The following is a 21,908-nucleotide window of genomic DNA, read 5'->3' on the forward strand; positions in this document are numbered from 1 at the left end:
CCATGCATCAACGACTGATTTGCCCTCTACAGATATTTCAAGGTCTTCTCTTTCCTTTTCTTCCTCCTGCTTTTCTACCTTTTTCTCTACTGAAGGACGATTATATCCGTAAATTGGCGAAATCATTTCTGTTGGCCGAAATGGTCTACGGTTACTTTCTTGCGTAGGTACAGATGCTTTCTTTACGACAGGATCTCGCTCCGGTTCATATTGCATTTCCGGCTCTTCATATGTAGAAACTACCTTCTCCACATACTGTCGTCTACTTCTTTCCACTTTGATTCCTCTTTGAATAGGCTGCTCTTCATATGTTACAGCTTGAACAGGTTGTTCTTCAAAATGCCCTGTTTCTATAACATCCTCTTCATCGAACCCATTATCTGGTACTAATGGAAAACGGCATTTACCTGCATTCCTACTTGCCATTTGTGCTTCTCTTGCTTCAGTGTAGTGGTTTACACGAGGAATTTTCGGCTGACTTTCAACTTGCTCCGGTACTTCTTTATTCATCGCTGTTTGTTCTTCCTCTTTGTTAAACAGCTTTTTCATCCAATCTAACATGCTTACCACTCTTTCTACTAAATAGTAACATCCTTTATTGTATCAGCATTCGGCAAAAAGTGCAGGTAAAATTAAGCATGTCATATTTATCCATAACATTCTAATTTACGCGTATTTTCATATGGAAAAACGCACCCTTACATATAAGACTGCGTTTAAGCTTTACTCTTCCGATATTCCTCTACACTATCCGTTACACTTTGCAATAAAGAATTTACATACTGCGAGTCAGATAATTTTTTATCTTCTTCAGGATTTGACATAAACCCAAGTTCTAATAGTACACCAGGTACTTTGGACCAATTAAATCCAGAAAGATCATCCCTGAATTTAATTCCATTCACTTTCACTTGCTGATTCTCTCTCATTTTATTTACAATCGTTTGAGAGATTTGAAGACTTTCAGCATAAATCTCTTTCGTGTACGGACTTCCTTCTGCCGGCGTTAATACAGCAAACCCACTTTGATTCGGATTTTCAGAACCATCTGCATGAAGACGTAAAAACAAATTCGCCTTATGATCATTCGCAAATGTCGCGCGTTCTTTATTACTTATATCCACATCTTGTGACGTTCTCGTCATTAATACTTGTATTCCCTTAGCTTCTAACTTTTCTTTTAATAGGAAAGCCATTTCTAATACGAGAACAGCCTCTCTTTTTTTCGTCACAACACCAGTTGTACCATCTGTCACTTTATATTTTTGCGTCGCTGCTCCTGGCCCAATCGGTTCTAAATTTAAATTCGCTTTTTGTTGATGCCCCGGATCAATAACGACAAGAAACTTTCCTTGCTTTTCATTACTCTCTACTTTTTGTTCATTATTTTGCGGCGGTTGCTCAGTTGGCTGCACTGGCGTAGCTTCCTCTTTCTTTTCCTCGTTAGGCACTTCCTCCTGCTTATGCTCCACTTGCTCAGTTGTTTGAACTGCTTTCGATTCTTCTTTCTTTTCTTGTTCTGCTTGCTGCTTTTCTACCGGTACGTCTTCCTTGTTATCTTTGTTTGTTTCCTGCATAGAAGATGTTACTTCTTTTTTCGACTCTTCTTGCGAACAACCGCCCATATATATTCCAATGAATGCAATCATACTCATTATCTTTATATACTTCATATTTTTCTCCCATCACTTTGCACCGGTCTCAAAGTTTTTCTTATAATTGTTTTATAATCTCATCCATATTTCCAATATGAACGGGTTGCCACGTTTCAGTTCCACGCTCCGCTGTATAAACGAGATAAGCATCATCAACTACATTTACGAAAATCGGATCCCCCATATCTGTTTCATATCCGATAACAATCCATTCTTCTTTCCATTTTCCATGTTCTTCACTTATTAATGTTTTTTTATGTTTATCATATCGATAACCGATTTGTCCTTTTTCTAATTCATTTTCACTAAACAAATATATTTCATAGGAGCCTAACTCGATATCTTGTTGTTTTGAAGTTTCAATTCGTTTCAGAAGTTCTGCGATTTTTAGTTGTTGTTTCATACGTCTATCCCCTTCTATTTTTCTAAATTTTAACTAGTTTGTTTATAAAATACAATATAGATTTTAAGAAAAAAGGTGACATCCTTATAAATATGAACGATTTTCTACTATATCTATTACAACTCGCAATATATTAACGATTCAATAGAAAAGAGAGGCTGTCCAAAAGGACAACCTCTCTTTTTTACATCAATTAAAATTTGAACTCTTGTCCAACTTCAAAGCTATCTTCTAATACAAGAATACCTTTTTCTTGTGGAGCATCTGGAAGCTCTAATTCACGTGCTGAGCAAATCATTCCTGAAGAAGGAACTCCACGAAGTTCAGCTGGTTTAATTAACATACCGCTTGGCATTACAGCGCCAATTTTTGCAACGACAACTTTTTGTCCTGCATCAACGTTCGGTGCGCCACATACAATTTGTAATGTTTCTGTACCAATTTCTACTTTACAAATGTTTAACTTATCAGCATTTGGATGCTTCTCTTTTTCAGCTACATAGCCTACAACAAATTTCGGAGAAAGATCTGCTTCTACTGTTTCTTCAAAGCCGTTCTTCGCTAAAATTCCGTTGATTTGTTCTACAAGCTCTTTCGTTAACGTTAAGTTACCTGTTTCTTTTACTTCTAAGTAAGAAGATGCATTAAAGATGTTGAATCCTGCTGTGTCGTTGCTTTCACGATCGTATACGCGTGCAACATCTCCTTTGCGATCAAAAGTACGGTTCTCTAAAGTAATATCTTGTAAGGCAACAATTAGAGTGTCACCAATTCCTTCAAGGTTGTAAAAAACGTTCACTTCGTTCATCCTTTCTCTTTTCCATCTGTCTTCTTCCGATTTTTCGCTAAAATAAAGATTGGTTCAAAGTCCCCATCTTCATATACGAATGAAAGTGATGTAATCGGAACATGCCCTTCGGCAAAAAATTTCATTGTCATTTGTGCAATAATATCATAACCGATTTCGTTGACGATATCAGCAATAATTAATACATCTTGGTGAGGAACAGCAACAACCATATCACCAGAAATTTTTTCACGCATCGATTGTAGTAACGATTCATTTAAAATACGAGTCGCATCATACCCATCATTTGTGTTTAAAAAGTAGAATGTATTCCCTGCTACTGTGTCTTGTTTAAATTCATAACCTAATGAGCGAGCGTTGAATAATGCCATTTCACGCACTTGTTGCTCTGTCAGTCCTAATTTTTGTAATAGACGTTCATCAATTAATCGATACGTTTTATTCGAATCTAACGCGTAGTAAATACGTGTTTCCGCCGTATGATCCGTCATAATAAACGGATTTCCTTCTTCTGCTTGTTTCGGGAAAGAAGTAGAGCGAATAACAGGTAAAATTTTCGCCGCGCTATTTTCTTCTTTATGCATCGCAATTAACGCTTCTTGTACGTAATAAGCAACCTCTTCAATTGCTTTTTCTTTATTCACTTCCCATTTTGCCACAACTCCTGGAAGCGATACGTTAATACCTTTTTTCGAGTCTTTTTGCTCTATACGTAGAACTTCTTTCTCGCTATCATACTGAAAGTCCCATTCCGGGCGAGATAATTTCTTCATTAACTCGTCTTTCATCTTTTTACTTGTCATCTTCATCTCTTGTTCCTCCCTTCCAAAAAAATAACCTCCCCCGCGAAGGTAGAGGTTGTTTTACAATTCAATTGGCAAATTGCCTTATTTTAAACCTTCAATGAACTCTTCGATTTGCTCTTGTGTTTTACGGTCTTTGTTTACATAGCGACCTGTTTCTTCACCTTTATTGTACGCTACAAAGCTCGGAATGCCAAATACGTCTAATTTTACGCATAGATCAATAAACTCATCACGATCTACATAGTAAAATGAGAAATCATTATATTTCTCTTCTACTTCTGGCATAAATGGATCTACAAAACGGCAGTCAGGGCACCATTCTGCTGAGAACATAAAGACTACATTCTCTTCATTTTTCAATTGTTGGAATTGCTCCATGCTTTCTAATGATTTCATCTATATTTCCTCCTCTAACGAGTGCATTTTTTCATGTTATAATCTTTCTTTTATACTACCATACATCACGCACGGTGCAAGGTTTATGCTTGCTTTTCGTCATACTTATATTGCCCAACAAGTAACTTAACAACGTGTACAAATAATTCCGTACGGTCGACATAATCATCTGTAAAAATACCGATTGCACCTTCGTGACTACGAATATCTTTTCTCTGCACAAACTCTTCCATCACTTCACTTAACTCTTTGCCATCTTCAAGAGGTGCTAAAAAATCGTCTGGTAACTTAATACGCGCCCCGCCAGCAACGAATGTTTTACCGTCACTTGTTGCTAACGCGCCCCAGTTACACATAAATAAACCGTGCTCCGTTTTCATTACGCCGCCTTCTAGCCCAATACCAATTTGAGCTTCTCCTTCTTGCAGCGCTCGCTTCGCTCTATTAACCGCTCCTTGCATCGTCTCTTCATCTGAAAACGGCTGGTTTGCTACTCCTGAAGGAACAGAAAGAGATGTAATTATAGCATCATTCCACACCTTCTCCACAGCTCCAACTTTCGTTTTATTCTTCGATCCAACTACTACTTTCATTTCATTCACCTCTATATACATTCATCATTTCGCCCTACTTAAATTAAACATCAATCACTACCATACATCACCGGCGCATCTATCCAATCTAAAAAAGAAGTTGGATTTCCTCACCATTGCCGACCTCGAACACAAAACAGCCTTCCTACCCAGTGTCTTAATACACCATTCGAGCACCAATTAGGCACTGACCGCCACCACACATGGATGGATCATCTATTCAAGCCAAAAAAAGAAAGGCTCTTCAGCCCTTCTTCCTCTCTACGCGTTATTCTTAATTGTCTCTAACGTCGTTTTATCCGTTGCTCTTACAAGCTTCGTAATTAACTCTTTCGCTGCCGCATAATCATCAACATGTAAAATAGAAGCATGTGTATGAATGTAGCGTGCGCAAACACCAATTACTGCTGATGGGATACCTGAGTTACTTGTATGTACACGGCCCGCATCTGTACCACCTTGTGAAATAAAGTATTGGTACGGAATGTTGTGTGTTTCTGCTGTATCTAAAATAAATTCGCGCATTCCTCTATGTGTTACCATCGTACGGTCGTAAATACGAAGAAGAGCACCTTTTCCTAATTGACCGAACTGCGTTTTATCACCAGACGCATCGTTCGCTGGGCTTGCATCAAGCGCATAGAAAATGTCTGGTTGAATCATATTTGCAGCTGTTTGCGCACCGCGAAGACCAACTTCTTCTTGTACAGTCGCGCCAGAGTATAATGTGTTTGGTAATGTTTCGTCTTTTAATTCTTTTAGTAATTCGATTGCAAGGCCACATCCGTAACGGTTGTCCCAAGCTTTCGCCATAATTTTCTTTTCGTTTGCCATCGGCGTAAACGGGCAGATTGGCACGATTTGTTGTCCTGGTTTTACACCAATCTCAATCGCATCTTCATAGCTATCTGCACCTATATCAATTAACATATTTTTTATATCCATCGGTTTTGCACGTTGCGCGTCACTTAATAAATGAGGAGGAATAGAACCAACAACCCCAATAACAGGACCATTCTTCGTCATAACTTGTACACGTTGTGCTAATAGAACTTGGCTCCACCAGCCGCCTAACGTTTGAAAACGAAGCATCCCGTTTTTCGTAATTTGCGTAACCATGAAACCTACTTCATCCATATGACCTGCTACAAGAACACGTGGGCCAGTTTCGTCCCCTTTTTTCAGACCAAATACGCTACCTAAACCGTCTTGCACAATTTCATCCGCATATTTGCTTAATTCTTGCTTCATAAAACGGCGTACATCATGTTCGAAACCTGATGCACCTTGTAATTCTGTTAACGTACGAAATAATTGTAATGTCTCTTTATTCACGAAGTCCCCTTCTTTCAAACCTTAGTAGAATACCTCTTTTATTGTAACGAAATTTTCGAAATGTTTCTAGTTTCTTCTTTTTTAGCTGTATTTGCTTTATAATTATTATTGGTACACTATTTTTATTTTATAGAATTGAGGTGAATATATGAGCTGGAAAGGTTTAGTAGCAGGTCTTGGCGTTGGATTTGCAGCTGGTTATCTTGTTGCAAACAAAGTCCAAGAACAATCCCATATTTCTTCAGAAAAAGCATTGAAAATGGTGAAACAAGCATTAAGTCATAAAGGTGAAATTACTGGCTCTTGGGTACATATGGTTCCAGAGACATTTGAAAAATATGATGTCGCATATGAAGTTTATCGCGGCGGTCTTACAACGATGTTAGATGATATACAAGAACGATTTGAATTTTTAGTTGATGCTAAAACAGGTACTGTTTTAGAGGTTATAGCAGCATAAAAAGGAGGGTTCCCATTAGGTGAACCTCTTATTTTTTAATTATGGATAGTAATTGAAATTATATCGGCGTTTTTTGAAATATATCGATTTATCGACCAAAAAAGCCAATAATAAAAAGGCTGCCCCAACAGACTGCTAGAACAACCTCCTTTGTTTATGCTTCTACACTCGTTTTCCGCTCTATTTTTTCTACGATATGCCCTTCCTCATTCCACTTTACGGCACGGTAATATGCGTCATGATAAAACGTAAACCAAGCATCGTTTTCAGCGCCGTACTTCATCCACTTTTGCTTATTTTCAATCGATGTCATTGGATAATCATCGTATGCCATTACCCATAGTACATTTTGATGAGCGTGCGTCGGCAATAGATCTGCTAAATGAAGCATCGTTTCACCTTTGCTTTCTAAAGCAATAACTGCATGTCCATCACTATGACCGCCTGTATGCGCCATTTTTATTTCATCTGTAATTTCTATTTCTTGTTGGAACGTAATAACTTGATCTACAATTGGCTCCCAATTTTCCTTCCAATATGTATTACGTGATCTAATATTTGGGTTCCTCATTTCATTCCATTCTGTTTCGCTTACGTAAATTTTCGCATTCGGAAAAGCTGGTACAAGGCCATCATCTTTCCGTTTTGTTAAACCAGATGCATGATCAAAATGAAGGTGCGTCATTAAAACGTAGTGGATATCTTCAGGCGTTAATCCTAGTTTTTCTAATGATTCATAAACCGATGATTCTTCTGTTACACCTTGATTTCGCTTCATCTTCTCATTCAATTTACCGTTTCCTATTCCCGAATCAATGAGCATATTCCCGTCTTTCGTTTGTAAAAGTAACGGATCTGTTCGTAAATAAATATGATTTGTATCATTATGTTTATACTTACGTGACCAAAGTACTTTCGGCACAACTCCAAACATTGCTCCCCCGTCTAAATGTGTGTTCCCACCTTTTAGCCACGTCACTTTTATATCGCCAATTTGTAACTGTTCCATTACGCATCCCCCTTTTAAATTAATATTAACACAAAATTCCGATTATTTTAGCTACAAAAAACCTATGCATTACTGCATAGGTTCTGTACGATATTTCGCTTCCACTCGGTAAATACGATGACCTTTACTAGAGAACTTCTCTTCGTATTCAGTCATGATATTACCTTCATAATCACTATTATGAAGATCTAGGCTAAGGTAAGTTAATAACATACCATACTCAGCCATACTCATTAGAGAGTATTCAAATAAACCTTGGTTATCTGTTTTGAAATGAATTTCTCCGCCTTCTACTAACACTTCTTCATAATTACGTAAAAACGTTTTATACGTTAAACGACGCTTCGTATGACGTGTCTTTGGCCATGGATCTGAGAAGTTTAAATAAACGCGATCAATCTCACCTTTTGCAAAGAAAACTTTTAAATCTTCAGCATCTTTATTAATTAACTTTAAGTTCGGTAATTCTTCTTCAATTAATTTATCAAGTGCATCTACAACAACACTTGTGAATTTTTCAATTCCAATATAATTAATATGCGGATTTGCTTTTGCCATATCATACATAAAGCGGCCACGACCTGTACCTACTTCAATATGAATTGGTTGTTCATTTCCAAATACTTCTTTCCAGTTACCAGCGCGCTCCTCTGGGTTTCCAATTACGATATGTGAATACTCATTAATTCGATCCATTGCATATGGTTTATGTCTTAAACGCATAGATGTCTCCCTCTCTTTACATAGCTATTTTAAAGGAATAATTCCTTCTTTCTGTTTTAATCAATCTACCAAACAAAAAACCAAGTACGTACGAGCACTCGGTCCGTTTCTTTCAAGTATAAGATGTACCATTTTGATAAAAACTACATACAGCATTAAACATTCCATGACGAAACAGCTTTTTCTCTTATATTTCTAGGAAGAGAAAAACAATCGAAAGGATGATCCGTTCATGCCAATTAATCAACAACATCAATTAGAAGTGCTGAAAGATATTTTAGTCAATCACCAAAGTGATTGTTGCGGGACAGTTTCTGAATGCGAGCAATTAGAGCGTCTCATTCAATCGTTACTCGCAAACGATAGTATAAGTAGTGACGCTAAAGCAATGCTAAACGATGTATATTCTTATAGTCAATCGGGTAAATCTTCCTCTAATTTGGACAACCACATTTCCAATAATCAAGAACAACTTACTCAGTGGATTGCTGGAATGGACAATTTTTCTTAAGTATTACTCTGAAGCAAGTAGTTGCTGTAAATATTGATGCCAATATTCAGCTTCTGCTTGCTGCTTTTTTGTTGTGTGCCATTGAATAGACAAAATCGTTTGTGCTATTACATACCACCTCATACGCCTAAGCAGCAATTCATCCATTTCAATATCATAATATTCGAGCCACTCGCTCCATTCGTGGCGCGGAATGTACCAATATAATAACATACCGAGGTCTAGAGCTGGGTCAGCAATTACAGCTCCATCCCAATCAATTAAAAACAGCTCATCTTCATCCGACAATAGCCAGTTGTTATGGTTTACATCACAATGGCATACAACGAATTCATTGTGTTCAATATCTTTTAATGAATCCATTAAATATTGAAGGCCTTGCTGAATTGCTTCATCATCCCTTATATCTCCTCTTAAAACAAGTTGCAGTTGTTGTAATAACTCTTGTGCGTGAAGCGGCTGCTTCCCAAGTCTTTGAATCATCTGTACAAGTGCTTTAGAGGAGTGTATTTTCTTCAAAAGTTTTGCAACACGTTCTAGTTTCATATCCTCTGGCTCTAGCTTCTGTCCCGGAAGCCATTTTTGAGCAGAAATTACATCACCGTTCGTTACCCTTCTTGTCCAAAGTAATTTTGGAACAATTCCTTCTGCTGACAATACCGCTAAAAAGGGCGATGTATTCCGCTTTAAAAATAACTTCTGTTGTCCGTTTTGCGCAATATATGCATCGCCCGTTACTCCACCAGCCGGTACAAGACTCCACTCTTTTCCTAATAATTGTTCCAACCATTCCATATTCATTACCCGTTAACAAATCCTTATCTTTTATAGTTATGAAAAGAAAAACCGCAACATTTCTACACATGTTGTGGATTCATATATTTTACTGTAAATGAAAAGAAAACTTGGCATAAGCCAAAAACTCTCTATTTTATTTTACAAAACCAGTCATAGAATGACAACTTATCAAAATCGTCACCTTTGTCAATTCTACATTTATTACATTCTCATCGTCAAGTAGCGATTTGTCACATTATCGTCAATATATACGTGCTAATTGGAGCCAGCTGAAGTTCCTTTCCTCTAAATGAAGAAATCGGCTCTATTTTTGCTTGCTTTTCGTTTACTAACACATGCCACGTTTCTTCTTTCGGAAGTTGCACCGTTTTAGCTTCCAAACCGCTATTAAATAAAACCACAATCTCTTTCCACGGTCCAAACGATTCTGCATGCACTAGGTGATATGCAAGTACTTCTGGAGAGGTTTGCAAAAAAGTCATGTGCTTTTTTATAAGATCTGCGTTTTGTAATCGGAATGCTCCGTGCTCTTTACGAATCGCAATTAAACCTTTTATATAGTTAACGGTCTCTATCTCGTTCTCTTTTTGATCCCAATCTAATTGATTAATTTCATCATTTGCATTATAACTATTTTCATTTCCTTGCTTCGTACGATAAAACTCTTGCCCCGCATGTAAGAAAGGAATACCTTGCGAAAGAATCACCATTGCGCTCGCTAGAAGGTGACGTTTTTTCAAAATCTCTTCTGGCTCTTCATTACTGCGCATTAGTTTATCCCACATCGTCATATTGTCATGACATTCTACATAGTTAATGCTTTGCACAGGCTCTAAAAACAAACCTGTTTCTTTCCTACTTAAAAGGCTTCCTGATGCTATATACTGCAAATGATTACAGTCTACATGCCCACCAAATGCAAAACCACGTTTATTTATATGAAAGGTACTCCCTTTTATTCCATCACGAAATTGATCATTAAATTGCGCAATATACGGCATTTTCTTTGCATTATTTAACGTTGCTTTTTCCTCTAGAGGAAGTGGTGTTTGTAGATCCCACCCTTCTCCTAATAACAATGCATCTCGTTTTATATTTCGCACTTCTTTTTCTATTATGTTCATTGTATCAACATCTAAAATTCCCATTAAATCGAATCGGAATCCATCAACATTGTACTCAGTAAGCCAATATAAAATAGACTCTACAATGAATTTCCTCATCATTTTTCGTTCAGATGCTATATCATTCCCGACTCCCGTCCCATTAGAAGGCATGCCATCTTCACCATGACGAAAATAATATCCTGGGACAAGCTTTTCAAATGATGATAGCTCTCTTTCATACACATGATTATATACAACATCTACGATCACCCTAATGCCATGCTCATGAAATGTTTCGATCAACTGTTTACACTCTACTATCCTGTTATACGGATCAGAGAGGTCTGTAGCATAATATCCCGTTGGTGCATTGTAACATAATGGATTGTAACCCCAATTATATGCAGAGGAAGGATTCGCCTCATCTACACCACCGAAACAATATAAAGGTAATAATTCAACATGTGTAACACCCAAATCTTTTATATGAGACAAGCCTGTTAACGTCCCATTTCGCCCTGTTGTTCCTTCTTCCATTAACCCCTTATATGTTCCTTTTTTACTCACTCCGCTGCCCTGATGAATAGTAGCATCACGAATATGCAGTTCATACAATATGGCATCTGTCATTGCCTGTAATGGTGGTAATTGCTCCCCCTTTGTTACATTTGTCTTTTCTAAATCGATAACAACGCCGTACTTCCCATTTACAGTCACTGACTTTACGTAAGGGTCCACCGCTTCATTCCATATTAAATTAATACAAACAAGAAATGTATACTTTGCTCCAGCTAAATCGCCTTGTAATGTATGAGTCCAAACTCCATTTTCTCCTCTGTACATTTCATGATCGGTATATTCTTTATCACTTTTATAAATCCTTACTTTCGCAAGCCTCGCAGTCGGAGCCCACACTTTAAATGTCGTTGCTTCTTTTTGATACACAGCCCCTAAATCGGTACCTTCGTAATAATACTTTTCATCGAAAATCGCTGTTCTTATGACAGCACCTATTTGTAAATCTGTTTCTTCATTCCGTTCATCTCGTACTGTATAATACTTCCCCACATCTAGCGGCTCTTCTATAAAGCACTCATACTTCGTTGCATCCGGAAGCGCAATTGTATGAGCAATCGGTAAATCTTTCACTTTACTTCCTTCTTGCAAACGAAATGTCCGACTTGTTCCATACGCATGTGGGAGCAAAATTGTAATTTTATTCATTTCATCTAAATAGGCATCAAATGGACGTTTTACTTTCAACATAAAAAAATCACCATCATTCTTAAAGTTAAAATGAAACGAGCTGCAAATGATAAGGCTTTTCTTATCAGCAAAGCTCTATACAGTAACACATTATTCTTTATAGTATATTCACCTGTATAAAAAACGTTTTCATACATTCTATTTTTGTAATTTTATTTCAGCAATCGCTTTATACTTCGGTGTCTCCTTCACGTGAGATTCGTATAAAGTAATTGTATCCGCTTGAAATGATATTTCAGGCACTTCCTTTATATGTTCTAAATCAAATTCACCTTCTCCTACCCATTTACGAGCTACAGTAATATGCGGATGATACGGGCGCGTTTCTAAAGAAAATCCATTCCCTTCACAAATAGCGTGTACTTGCTTTTGTAACTGGAACAAATCTTGATTCTCACTTACCTTCGACCAAAAAATACGTGGCCTATCCTCCATACCAAACGTTGAAAACCCTTTTAATGTGAACGATAGTTCCTTTTTTTCTGTAAGTGTTTGTAATCCATTCTTTATTCCCTCTAATTGTTCCTCTGTCGCACTCCCTAAAAATGAAAGGGTAATATGATAGTCTTCTTTATGTACCCATGAACGAAATGGTAATCCCTCCTGCATTTCCTCTTTATAGTTAGAAAGCACTTCTTTTATATGATTTGGTAAAGTGATTGCGACAAAATAATGTGGCTCCATGTACATCTTCTCCTTCTTTCTATTGTTGCTTTTCTTTCTTATCTCATTCAATGAAAAAGAATCAAATTTCCCTAACAGTCTAACCAAGTTAAGATTGCAATACGAAATGAAATTATATCGATATTTCGACAAGGAATATCGCCTTACCAACAAACGATACGTAACAGAAAACCGTCCCAAAATATGTATCGGGACGGCCTCTTATTATTTATATATCTATTACTTCGCTAATTCATGAATTGCTTGCGCGTAAATTGCTGTCGCTTTTAATAAGTCTTCAATTTCAATGTACTCGTCTTTTTGATGCGCAAGTTCTTCTTTTCCAGGGAACAACGGACCAAACGCAACGCCAGCTTCCAATGAACGAGCGTAAGTACCGCCACCAATCGCTAATAGTTCTGCTTTTTCACCTGTTTGTTCTTCATATACGCGCTGCAACGTACGAATTAATACGTGGTCTTTATCGACGTGATGTGGGCGAGAGTTCGAATAGTCCGCTACTTCAAATCCATGAGTACCAACGTATTCTTTTAACTTCGCAATCATCTCTTCAAAGTTAGTCGTAACTGGATAACGTACATTTAATCCTAAATTACCACCATTTTCTTTCGTATAAGAAAGTCGTCCAACATTCACTGTTAACGGACCGCTAACTTCATCTTTATAAGCGATAGTAGCCTTTTCACCATAAATATCACCAGTAAATGTTTCTGTTGCAAATGTTGTAAACGAAGCCCCTTTTCCATCGAGAGCGACTTTCGTTAAGAAGTTTGCCAGTAATAAACCTGCATTCTCGCCCTTCTCTGGGGTAGATCCGTGAGCTGAAATCCCTTTAATTTGCAGCGTCACCGTATTACCTTCTACAATTGCTTCACCTATTTTTTTAGCAGTTTGTAAATACTCTTCATATGCTACTGTAAGTGCATTTACATCTTCTCCTGTAATAATCGCTTCTGCAAAATCAGGAACCATATTTAAACGGCGACCTGACTCAAACGAAACTAGTTCATATGTACCTTTCTTCTCTTCACTACCACTTTGCACAACTTGTATATCAGAAATTCCTTTTTCTGCATTAATAATTGGAAAATCCGCGTCTGGCGCAAAACCGATTGTCGGCATTTCTTCGTTTTTAAAATAGTGATCTACACATTTCCAATTGCTTTCCTCATCTGTTCCTAAAATCATACGAACGCGTTTTGAAAGAGGTAAACCTAATTCTTTCAAAATTTTCATTGCATAATAAGCTGCCATCGTTGGGCCTTTATCGTCAATTGCACCACGTGCAAAAATCTTTCCATCACGAATATCTGCACTATATGCAGGAGTCGTCCAGCCATCTCCTTCTGGTACAACATCAACGTGACAAAGAATACCTACTAATTCTTCTCCTTGTCCCATTTCAAGATGACCTGCATATCCTTCTAAATTTTTAGAAGTAAAACCTTCAGCTTCTCCTTTATGCAACATGAAAGATAAAGCTTTTTCTACACCTTCACCGAATGGTGCGCCCTCTTTCGCCGATTCTTCTTCCCATACACTTTTAATTTGTAAAAATTGTTGTGTATCACGAATTAAATCATCTTTTCGTTTTGCAACTTCTTCTGTCCAATTAATCGCTGACATCACGCATCCATCCTTCACTATATTGTTTCTTTCATCATAACAAACCGAAATCTCTTATGCTATACACGAAACTTAAATACCGAACAATTGTAATATTTCAGATATTTCTCATTAGTTTTTCTTTTATTTTTTCAAAAAAATTTGCAGGAATTTGGCGTTTTACGTAGAATTTTATGTGTTAGTTGACTGACCATATATACAATGTCAACTACCAATATTTTTCTATATGAATATTTGTTAAACTTTTGTAAAATTTAAGTAGATTAAAGCATGAATTTTATCATGTAGAGTACAATGGTAGTAACGACCTTCTTTCCTGAATGGGGTCAAAAAAACTAGTAGAGGAGTGGTTTTCTCTTGAAACCTACAACTACTCGTATGCTAACACGCATTAAATCAATTTATATGTACATCAATGAAAACGGAACGGTAACGACGAAAGACCTTGTAGATGAGTTCGGGATCACACCGCGAACGATACAACGTGATCTAAATGTGTTGCAGTTTAATGAACTCGTGTATAGCCCTTGCCGCGGTAAGTGGACAACAACAGGAAAGAAAGTGAGAATGACCTCATAATGAAAAAATAATTGTATGTAAATAAATACATACCCCTTTCTAACTCATTAGAAAGGGGTCTTTTCTGCGCCGAAAAACAGCACTATTTCTCAGTATCTACTTGATATGTTTTTAACATTTCTACTTCTTCATCTGATAGCTCTCGGTATTCTCCAAGTTCTAACTCTGCATCTAATACTAACGGTCCCATCTCTGTTCTCTTTAGGTAGACTACTTTTTTCCCTACCGCTTCAAACATACGCTTCACTTGATGGAACTTTCCTTCTGTAATGACAAGCTCAATTTCAGAAATATCATCGCTTTTTAATATTGTAAGTGCACCTGGCTTTGTTTCATAGCCATCATCTAAAATAACACCTTTAGCAAACTCTTTTACATCCTCTTCTGTTACGACTCCTGCAACGTGTGCATAATATTTTTTCGGCACATGCTTTTTCGGAGATAACAATTGATGTGATAACTTCCCGTCATTTGTTATCAATAAGAAACCTTCCGTATCAATATCAAGTCTTCCAACTGGGAACGGATCAAAGATTGCATCTTCTAACTCTAATAAATCTATTACTGTTTCATGATTATCATCTTCTGTCGCTGAAATAACACCTTGTGGTTTATGCATCATTAAGTAAACAAACTCTTTATATTCCACAACTTCACCGTGAATCATAACTTCTTGCTCTTCTACATTTACATGAACCTTTGCATCTTTCACTGGCGTTCCATCAATTTTCACAACGCCGTCTTTCAATAATTTCTTTACTTCTTTTCTACTTCCATATCCCATATTTGCTAATAATTTATCTAATCTCACGCTTTTCACCTTCTTTGTTTATCATAGAAAAGGGGACGTAATTACGCCCCTTTTGATTTCAACTTTATTTTGAATCTATTGCCAAGTTTACGTTGGATTTTCTCTAACGCTTCTCCGCCAAATACTCTTTCCAGTACTCCTGTGCGAATCGCTAACAATCCGTACACAAGACCACCAATACCTGCACAAATCACAACTGTAATAAGAGCACCAATTCGTCCATCAGGCGAAATCATGAAGGATAGAATCCATTGTGATAACTTTACAGCAATGACCATTACAAGTGTTAATACTGCAATTTGGAATGTTCTCTTATATACAACACCAAATGAATAGTGTACATGTTTTTTGATTTGTCTATTCGTATACCATACAGAAGCTAAGAATCCGACTGCTGTTGCTAAAATTGCTCCAACTGTACCGAAATAACGAATAAAGATTACGTTACATACAAATTTCAAAATAACACCCATAATAAGCGCGACAATCGCATGTTTTTGTTGGTTAATCCCTTGTAGAATTGCTGCTGTTACTGTAAATAAAGCGAATAACAACGCAACCGGTGCATACCACATTAACACTTGTCCACCTAATGGATCTGAGTCATAGAACGCAGTATAGATTGGATATGCAAGTGTTGAAATACCGACAACTGCTGGCAATGTTAAGAACATATTTGCCTGGAATGTTTGTGTAATTTGTAACTTTAAATAACGGTATTGTTTTTCAGTAAATGATTTTGTAATTGCTGGTACAAGCGTTAAACTAAACGCTGTCGCAAGTGATACAGGAATCATAATTAATTTATGCGTCCACATTGTGAAAATACCAAGTGCTCGCTCTGCGATATCACCTTGGCCAATCGCTTGCATAATTGAGTTAAATGTCAATGTATCAATTTGTTGATATAAAGGAATTGTTAACCCAATTACAACGTAAGGAATCGCATATGCAAATAATTCTTTAAATAACTGAACAGTACTCACTGTCGATTCTGGTACAGTTTGTTCAATTAAATATTGATCCAAATGTTTTTTACGTTTTAACCAGTACCAAATTAATACGCCGAGTGCTCCAACTGCTGAAACGAATGCAGCAAATGTTGCTACCCCAACTGCTGTTGCAACTGTACCGCCAAGTACTTTAATAACGATAAAACTACCCGCTAATAAAAAGACGATACGAATAATTTGTTCAATAATTTGCGAAACAGTAGTCGGTCCCATAGATTGGTGACCTTGGAAATAACCACGAATTAAACTCGCTGCTGGTACAACAATAAGTGCAAAACTTACAAGACGAATAATCGTCGTAACTTCTTCTACATTACTGTGTATACTTTGTTTACCAAGCATTGCTTCTGCAAACAATGGCGCCGACATATATAGAACTAGGAACGAAAGAACTCCAGTTACTATCATCATAACCATTCCCGAGCGGAACATTCTCCGGCTCGTTTTATAATCGCCAAGCGCATTATATTTGGAAACAAATTTGGAAACAGCAAGTGGTACCCCTGCCGTTGCAATACTTAAAAAGATCGTATATGGAATGTATCCATATGTATAGAGCGTTCCGCCTTCTGTACCTACTAATGCATGAAACGGAAAGACGTAAATCATGCCTAAGAACTTTACTAAAAATGTCCCTAACGTAACAATAAGCGTTCCGCGCAGAAATTTCGAATCGGACATACAAAAATCCTCCTACATCTACATAAAGTGAAACTTTAATCAGTGTTGGTGTTCTCCCCCACTGATTATTAGTTGAACTATTCGAGCATTTACGGGCTATCAAATCCCTTTTTATTTCTCTTACATCATAAGGTTTTCGTCTTATGGCCCACAAATAGCAGGATAGTGCTGAACTCTAACTTTTGTATTGTACCACAATTCTCTCCTTAAGCAGTACTTCACTCTATTTTTCTTTTAAGGGAAAACATGCTATTCTTTTAGGCAGGAAATGTAGAAAATGAGGTCGATATATTATGCATTATGATGTTATTGTCATCGGCGGCGGGCCTTCTGGGCTAATGGCTGCAATCGGTGCTGCAGAAGAAGGCGCAAATGTCTTACTTCTTGATAAAGGAAATAAACTAGGACGTAAACTTGCGATTTCTGGTGGTGGCCGCTGTAACGTAACGAACCGTCTACCACTTGATGAGATCGTTAAACATATACCAGGAAATGGCCGCTTCTTATACAGCGCTTTTTCTATTTTCAATAATGAAGATATTATTACATTCTTCGAAAATCTCGGTGTAAAACTGAAAGAAGAGGATCATGGTCGCATGTTCCCTGTATCAAATAAAGCACAATCAGTAGTAGATGCACTTTTAACACGATTAAGAGACTTAGGTGTTAAAATCCGTACGAATACACCTGTCGAAACGATTGAATATGAGAATGGTCAAACGAAAGCAGTCGTACTGCAAACTGGCGAAGTGTTAGAAACGAATCACGTCGTTATCGCTGTTGGTGGAAAGTCTGTTCCTCAAACTGGTTCTACTGGAGATGGATATGCTTGGGCTGAAAAGGCTGGACATACTATTACAGAATTATTCCCAACAGAAGTACCGATCCTTTCAAACGAACCATTTATTCGTGATCGCTCCTTACAAGGTCTTGCTTTACGCGATGTAAACTTAAGTGTATTAAACCCGAAAGGAAAAGCTATCATTTCTCACAAAATGGACATGCTCTTCACTCATTTCGGCCTATCTGGTCCCGCCGCTCTTCGTTGTAGCCAATTCGTCGTGAAAGCACTGAAAAAGTTTAAAACGAATACGATTCAAATGAGCATCGATGCATTGCCAGAGGAAAATAGTGAGCAACTATTCCAACGCATGCTGAAACAAATGAAAGAAGATCCGAAAAAAGGGATTAAAAACGTTTTAAAAGGTTATGTACCTGAGCGTTACTTCCTATTCTTATTAGAAAAAAATGAAATTGACGGTAGTGAACAAGCTGGACAAGTTTCTCACGAGAAAATTCGTGCACTTGTGAAAGACTTTAAAGAATTTACTGTGAATGTAAATGGTACGCAGTCAATTGAAAAAGCATTCGTGACTGGCGGCGGTGTATCCGTGAAAGAAATTAATCCGAAAGAAATGTCTTCTAAATTCACGAACGGCGTATATTTCTGCGGAGAAGTTCTTGATATTCACGGTTATACTGGCGGCTATAACATTACATCCGCTCTCGTTACTGGTAGAATTGCCGGAACAACGGCTGGAGAAAACGCGAAAATGCAATATTAAAAAAAGAAACAGGGATTCCTGTTTCTTTTTTTATAGGTACATGAAGTTATATCGGTGATTTCACGACAAATATCCCCTCCCCTTAACTTCCCATTGCTTTTTTGTTGCTTTATATACCTTAGTACCTTTATATTTTATATTGTTGAATATTTGAAAAAGGGTAAGGGGAAAACATATGAGAAAAAAAGTCATGATGTCTTTAATGCTAATGACGTTTCTTTCTGCGGTAGAAGGAACGATTGTTAGTACAGCAATCCCTCGTATAACGAGTGATTTGTCAGGCGTCGAACTTGTTAGTTGGGTATATGCAATTTATATGCTTGCAACAGCTGTTTCGACTCCAATATACGGAAAGCTCGCTGATTTATTCGGCCGTAAAAAAGTTTTACTTATCGGAGCTACAATCTTTTTAGTCGGTTCTGCACTTTGCGGAGTCGTTACATCGATGGAACAATTAATTTTCTTCCGCGCTCTTCAAGGTATTGGTGCTGGTGCTGTTATGCCGATCACAATGACGATTATTGGAGACTTATATAGCGAAGCGAAAGACCGCGCGAAAGCACAAGGCTGGATGAGTGCCGTTTGGGGTGTATCTGGTGTTATCGGGCCGTTAGTCGGCGGATTTTTAGTTGATTCTCTTTCTTGGCGTTATATTTTCTTCTTAAACGTTCCATTTGGAATTATCGCTTGCTTAATGATCGCCATTTATTACAAAGAATCTATTAAATCATCTAAGCAACATATCGATTATCTTGGGGCTACAGTCTTTTCATTAAGCACAATCGCTTTACTATACGCATTATTAACAGGTAGCAGTAAGCAAAACTGGGGAGACATAACAATTATCGGCCTATTAATCTTCGCCGTCGTTTCATTCATTATTTTCTTATTCATCGAGAAAAAATCTCCGGAACCATTAATTCCGCTAGCACTTTTCTCTAACCGTACATTATCTACGATAAACATACTAACTCTCATTGCCGGTGCCATGATTATTAGTATTACAGTATACCTTCCAATCTGGAGCCAAGGTGTATTAGGAAAAAACGCGACAGAAGCCGGACTCATTTTAATGCCAATTCCTGTTATGTGGACATTCGGTGCAATGTTCTCTGGTAACTTAGTAGGCAAATTAAAAACGAAACAAATCATTTTACTTGGAGCTAGCATTTTATCAGTCGCTACGTTCTTATTATTTACATTATCAACACATTCACCATCGTTCCTTATTTATGTAGCAGTCGGATTATTCGGCTTGGGAATGGGGCTTGTGACACCGATTTACATGGTAACAATTCAAGCAGCTGTACCAGCTCATACACGCGGAACAGCCGTTGGTCTAAACACATTTATTAATACATTTAGTCAAACATTAGGTGCTGCAATCTTTGGAACAATCTTCAATACGATGATTCACGCACGTGGCATTAAAAACCTTGATCTTGTATCTGGTGGCGGGCACGGAGGAACTACAGCAAACGTAGTAACCGAATCGCAAGAAGCATTAGCATCAAGTGTTCACGTCATTTATATGAGTACTTTCGTATTAGCAGTATTTACACTAATTATCGCTTGGCTTTTATTAAAGCCAGCTACACAAACAAATGAGCAATAATAAAAAGGATGACCATTTGGGTCATCCTCTTTTTATTCTTCATTCTCCACAATATGTTTCAGCATGGACAATTTATTATCCCAAAAACGCTCATAATACGAGAGCCACTGTTGTAATTCCTCTAGTGGTTCTGGATGCAAGCGATATATCTTCTCTCTTCCACTCTTTCTTCCGCTTACTAAATTCGCTTCTGAAAGAATATGAAGGTGCTTTACAACCGCAGTACGACTCATCGGAAAATGATCCGTTATTTTGGAAATCGGTAACTCTTTATCACTTAATAACCGTATTACTTCTCGGCGGGTTGGGTCAGCAATTGCTTGAAATACATCATATTTCGCTGCTGATGAGGACACTTAGCCTTCGACAACCTTTTTCAGTTTTTCATTTACAATCGCTACCCAGCCTCCGCTCATTCTATCGCGAATAATAGAGCTCTTCGCATTCGCTTTCGGAAGAATTTCATCAGGATGTTTCCAGCCGCCGTGAATTAACGTAAATTCTGTTTTATTATCTCCTAGGTCTTTCAGATTAAACGAAACGACCCAGCCATCTGTATCCCATGAGAAAGATAGATGGTTTGGTTCATCAATTTCTAACACTTTACATGGTGATGGCCCAAATGGTGATTGCACATGAAATTCATGTCCTACCTCTAATGCGAAATCATTTGGCATAAACCATGATGCGATCCCATCTGCAGTTGATACTACATTCCATACTTTTTGAATAGACGCGTTGAAAACGATTGTTTGTTTAATATCATTTAATGTATTTTGTTGTTCCATTTTCATTCTCCTTTATTCGGCGCTCAAATATAACACCTTTTGGTTACATTTAGATAATATAACACCTTTTAGTTTCATGTCAACGCTAATTCTTTTTTACTGTTGAGAAATTCTCAACATTTTTTCAACAGGACAAACACCCTCTCAGCATTCCTTCATAAGATACTCACAAAGGCAACAAAAAATAAAAACTTCTCTCAACATGAAACTCCATCATTCATCTTGAAAGAAGAGCCTTACGTATATCATGCGTATTTCGTCTCTCCTCCTTCCCTCGGGGACACTACGCGAGATATGAAAAATCAGAAGGAATATGCCCACCATTTGAGTAGGTAGTTATTTCTCTTCTCCTCAACATTTCCTTAGGAGCGAAATGACTACCGACTCACTTTTTTCAAACAAAAATAAAAAGGGGATGAAAGCTATGTTCTATTGCATTAACTGCTCTGATATTCATCATGAAAAACATCCGAATGATAAAGTATTCAAAAACGGTTTTTATATTGATCCATTTTTAGGTGATCGTTATCACCTTGGTATGTGTACAGATGCCCAAAACCATGAAACAGAGGAGCCTCTTTTAACGACAAAGAAATTAGGTACACCCCAATCTATTATGAACGTATTACCGACACATGTTGTCCCAACATAAAGCATAAAAAAGAGCTGGCTCACCC

Annotated in this window: 23 protein-coding genes and 1 pseudogene; 6 read left to right on the plus strand and 18 right to left on the minus strand. The window is 37.4% G+C overall.

What is annotated here, in order from left to right:
• The 8 genes and pseudogenes from MR113_RS20045 to MR113_RS20080 all read right to left on the minus strand — a co-directional run.
• Positions 1–561: pseudogene (locus MR113_RS20045) on the minus strand (DNA translocase FtsK); the annotation flags it as partial.
• Between the two features lie 155 nt (positions 562–716).
• The gene (locus MR113_RS20050; protein WP_242256403.1) at positions 717–1,673 is read right to left on the minus strand and encodes an N-acetylmuramoyl-L-alanine amidase; all 957 of its coding nucleotides are present in this window, start codon (positions 1,671–1,673) and stop codon (positions 717–719) included.
• A 40-nt stretch (positions 1,674–1,713) separates the two neighbouring features.
• Positions 1,714–2,058, minus strand: a complete 345-nt coding sequence (locus tag MR113_RS20055) for a thiamine transporter (RefSeq protein WP_242256405.1) — start codon at positions 2,056–2,058, stop codon at positions 1,714–1,716.
• Between the two features lie 193 nt (positions 2,059–2,251).
• Entirely contained in the window at positions 2,252–2,866 is a 615-nt protein-coding gene (ytpR, locus tag MR113_RS20060) for a YtpR family tRNA-binding protein (RefSeq protein ID WP_242256407.1), read from the minus strand.
• Entirely contained in the window at positions 2,863–3,675 is an 813-nt protein-coding gene (locus MR113_RS20065) for a DUF1444 domain-containing protein (RefSeq protein WP_000784603.1), read from the minus strand. The genes ytpR and MR113_RS20065 overlap by 4 nt, the downstream gene beginning before the upstream one ends.
• A 78-nt stretch (positions 3,676–3,753) precedes the next feature.
• A complete protein-coding gene (locus MR113_RS20070; protein ID WP_242256409.1) occupies positions 3,754–4,068 on the minus strand; it encodes a thioredoxin family protein in 315 nt (104 codons plus the stop codon).
• 83 nt (positions 4,069–4,151) lie between these two features.
• Entirely contained in the window at positions 4,152–4,661 is a 510-nt protein-coding gene (locus tag MR113_RS20075; RefSeq protein ID WP_061676818.1) for a DUF84 family protein, read from the minus strand.
• 261 nt (positions 4,662–4,922) lie between these two features.
• Positions 4,923–5,996, minus strand: coding sequence for a M42 family metallopeptidase (locus tag MR113_RS20080; RefSeq protein WP_001031515.1), 1,074 nt, complete (start codon positions 5,994–5,996; stop codon positions 4,923–4,925).
• A gap of 148 nt (positions 5,997–6,144) precedes the next feature.
• Between MR113_RS20080 and MR113_RS20085 the strand changes: the two genes are divergently transcribed.
• Positions 6,145–6,456, plus strand: coding sequence for a PepSY domain-containing protein (locus tag MR113_RS20085; RefSeq protein ID WP_000118541.1), 312 nt, complete (start codon positions 6,145–6,147; stop codon positions 6,454–6,456).
• A 154-nt stretch (positions 6,457–6,610) separates the two neighbouring features.
• Here the strand turns inward: MR113_RS20085 and MR113_RS20090 are convergent, their stop codons facing one another.
• Positions 6,611–7,465: a YtnP family quorum-quenching lactonase gene (locus MR113_RS20090; RefSeq protein WP_242256411.1), complete on the minus strand. Its 855-nt coding sequence runs from the start codon at positions 7,463–7,465 to the stop codon at positions 6,611–6,613.
• Positions 7,466–7,534: 69 nt separating this feature from the next.
• On the minus strand, positions 7,535–8,188 hold the full coding sequence (gene trmB / locus MR113_RS20095) for a tRNA (guanosine(46)-N7)-methyltransferase TrmB (RefSeq protein ID WP_242256412.1): 654 nt from the start codon (positions 8,186–8,188) through the stop codon (positions 7,535–7,537).
• A 232-nt stretch (positions 8,189–8,420) separates the two neighbouring features.
• Here trmB and MR113_RS20100 point away from each other — a divergent pair, with 232 nt between their 5' ends.
• A complete protein-coding gene (locus MR113_RS20100; protein WP_001122236.1) occupies positions 8,421–8,699 on the plus strand; it encodes a YtzH-like family protein in 279 nt (92 codons plus the stop codon).
• A 3-nt stretch (positions 8,700–8,702) separates the two neighbouring features.
• Here MR113_RS20100 and MR113_RS20105 read toward each other — a convergent pair whose 3' ends face one another.
• The 4 genes from MR113_RS20105 to pepV form a co-directional block, all read right to left on the minus strand.
• Positions 8,703–9,500, minus strand: a complete 798-nt coding sequence (locus tag MR113_RS20105) for a phosphotransferase family protein (protein ID WP_120450943.1) — start codon at positions 9,498–9,500, stop codon at positions 8,703–8,705.
• Between the two features lie 227 nt (positions 9,501–9,727).
• Entirely contained in the window at positions 9,728–11,869 is a 2,142-nt protein-coding gene (gene pulA, locus MR113_RS20110; protein ID WP_242256413.1) for a type I pullulanase, read from the minus strand.
• A 138-nt stretch (positions 11,870–12,007) separates the two neighbouring features.
• Positions 12,008–12,553 carry an RNA 2',3'-cyclic phosphodiesterase gene (gene thpR, locus MR113_RS20115; RefSeq protein WP_242256415.1) on the minus strand — a complete coding sequence of 182 codons (546 nt, stop codon included), beginning with the start codon at positions 12,551–12,553 and terminating at the stop codon, positions 12,008–12,010.
• A 219-nt stretch (positions 12,554–12,772) separates the two neighbouring features.
• On the minus strand, positions 12,773–14,179 hold the full coding sequence (gene pepV, locus MR113_RS20120; RefSeq protein WP_242256416.1) for a dipeptidase PepV: 1,407 nt from the start codon (positions 14,177–14,179) through the stop codon (positions 12,773–12,775).
• Positions 14,180–14,536: 357 nt separating this feature from the next.
• Here pepV and MR113_RS20125 point away from each other — a divergent pair, with 357 nt between their 5' ends.
• Positions 14,537–14,758: a DeoR family transcriptional regulator gene (locus MR113_RS20125; protein ID WP_000805512.1), complete on the plus strand. Its 222-nt coding sequence runs from the start codon at positions 14,537–14,539 to the stop codon at positions 14,756–14,758.
• Positions 14,759–14,840: 82 nt separating this feature from the next.
• On the opposite strand, the gene MR113_RS20130 is transcribed toward MR113_RS20125, so the two are convergent.
• Complete coding sequence (locus MR113_RS20130) at positions 14,841–15,569, minus strand: pseudouridine synthase (RefSeq protein ID WP_242256419.1); 729 nt, start codon at positions 15,567–15,569, stop codon at positions 14,841–14,843.
• Positions 15,570–15,610: 41 nt separating this feature from the next.
• Positions 15,611–17,263 (minus strand): putative polysaccharide biosynthesis protein, encoded by a 1,653-nt coding sequence (locus tag MR113_RS20135; RefSeq protein ID WP_242256421.1) that lies wholly within the window; start codon positions 17,261–17,263, stop codon positions 15,611–15,613.
• Between the two features lie 293 nt (positions 17,264–17,556).
• Here MR113_RS20135 and MR113_RS20140 point away from each other — a divergent pair, with 293 nt between their 5' ends.
• On the plus strand, positions 17,557–18,828 hold the full coding sequence (locus MR113_RS20140) for a BaiN/RdsA family NAD(P)/FAD-dependent oxidoreductase (protein ID WP_242256423.1): 1,272 nt from the start codon (positions 17,557–17,559) through the stop codon (positions 18,826–18,828).
• A 175-nt stretch (positions 18,829–19,003) separates the two neighbouring features.
• Positions 19,004–20,443 (plus strand): MDR family MFS transporter, encoded by a 1,440-nt coding sequence (locus tag MR113_RS20145; RefSeq protein WP_242256425.1) that lies wholly within the window; start codon positions 19,004–19,006, stop codon positions 20,441–20,443.
• Positions 20,444–20,475: 32 nt separating this feature from the next.
• Here the strand turns inward: MR113_RS20145 and MR113_RS20150 are convergent, their stop codons facing one another.
• Entirely contained in the window at positions 20,476–20,799 is a 324-nt protein-coding gene (locus MR113_RS20150) for an ArsR/SmtB family transcription factor (RefSeq protein WP_000098837.1), read from the minus strand.
• Positions 20,800–21,231, minus strand: a complete 432-nt coding sequence (locus MR113_RS20155; protein WP_242256427.1) for an SRPBCC family protein — start codon at positions 21,229–21,231, stop codon at positions 20,800–20,802.
• Positions 21,232–21,655: 424 nt separating this feature from the next.
• Here MR113_RS20155 and MR113_RS20160 point away from each other — a divergent pair, with 424 nt between their 5' ends.
• On the plus strand, positions 21,656–21,883 hold the full coding sequence (locus MR113_RS20160; RefSeq protein WP_061676806.1) for a DUF3973 domain-containing protein: 228 nt from the start codon (positions 21,656–21,658) through the stop codon (positions 21,881–21,883).
• Positions 21,884–21,908 lie beyond the last annotated feature (25 nt).

It is taken from the genome of Bacillus cereus group sp. BfR-BA-01379 (genome assembly GCF_022663605.1).
Classification (GTDB): Bacteria; Bacillota; Bacilli; order Bacillales; family Bacillaceae_G; genus Bacillus_A; species Bacillus_A mobilis.

Coding starts and splice junctions, on each gene's coding strand:
- pepV (WP_242256416.1), bottom strand. CDS start 14,179: ATGTCAGCGATTAATTGGACAGAAGAAGTTGCAAAACGAAAAGATGAT.
- MR113_RS20100 (WP_001122236.1), top strand. CDS start 8,421: ATGCCAATTAATCAACAACATCAATTAGAAGTGCTGAAAGATATTTTA.
- MR113_RS20140 (WP_242256423.1), top strand. CDS start 17,557: ATGCATTATGATGTTATTGTCATCGGCGGCGGGCCTTCTGGGCTAATG.
- thpR (WP_242256415.1), bottom strand. CDS start 12,553: ATGGAGCCACATTATTTTGTCGCAATCACTTTACCAAATCATATAAAA.
- MR113_RS20090 (WP_242256411.1), bottom strand. CDS start 7,465: ATGGAACAGTTACAAATTGGCGATATAAAAGTGACGTGGCTAAAAGGT.
- MR113_RS20155 (WP_242256427.1), bottom strand. CDS start 21,231: ATGGAACAACAAAATACATTAAATGATATTAAACAAACAATCGTTTTC.
- MR113_RS20065 (WP_000784603.1), bottom strand. CDS start 3,675: ATGAAGATGACAAGTAAAAAGATGAAAGACGAGTTAATGAAGAAATTA.
- ytpR (WP_242256407.1), bottom strand. CDS start 2,866: ATGAACGAAGTGAACGTTTTTTACAACCTTGAAGGAATTGGTGACACT.
- trmB (WP_242256412.1), bottom strand. CDS start 8,188: ATGCGTTTAAGACATAAACCATATGCAATGGATCGAATTAATGAGTAT.
- MR113_RS20050 (WP_242256403.1), bottom strand. CDS start 1,673: ATGAAGTATATAAAGATAATGAGTATGATTGCATTCATTGGAATATAT.
- MR113_RS20055 (WP_242256405.1), bottom strand. CDS start 2,058: ATGAAACAACAACTAAAAATCGCAGAACTTCTGAAACGAATTGAAACT.
- MR113_RS20085 (WP_000118541.1), top strand. CDS start 6,145: ATGAGCTGGAAAGGTTTAGTAGCAGGTCTTGGCGTTGGATTTGCAGCT.
- MR113_RS20070 (WP_242256409.1), bottom strand. CDS start 4,068: ATGAAATCATTAGAAAGCATGGAGCAATTCCAACAATTGAAAAATGAA.
- MR113_RS20160 (WP_061676806.1), top strand. CDS start 21,656: ATGTTCTATTGCATTAACTGCTCTGATATTCATCATGAAAAACATCCG.
- MR113_RS20135 (WP_242256421.1), bottom strand. CDS start 17,263: ATGTCCGATTCGAAATTTCTGCGCGGAACGCTTATTGTTACGTTAGGG.
- MR113_RS20105 (WP_120450943.1), bottom strand. CDS start 9,500: ATGAATATGGAATGGTTGGAACAATTATTAGGAAAAGAGTGGAGTCTT.
- pulA (WP_242256413.1), bottom strand. CDS start 11,869: ATGTTGAAAGTAAAACGTCCATTTGATGCCTATTTAGATGAAATGAAT.
- MR113_RS20145 (WP_242256425.1), top strand. CDS start 19,004: ATGAGAAAAAAAGTCATGATGTCTTTAATGCTAATGACGTTTCTTTCT.
- MR113_RS20075 (WP_061676818.1), bottom strand. CDS start 4,661: ATGAAAGTAGTAGTTGGATCGAAGAATAAAACGAAAGTTGGAGCTGTG.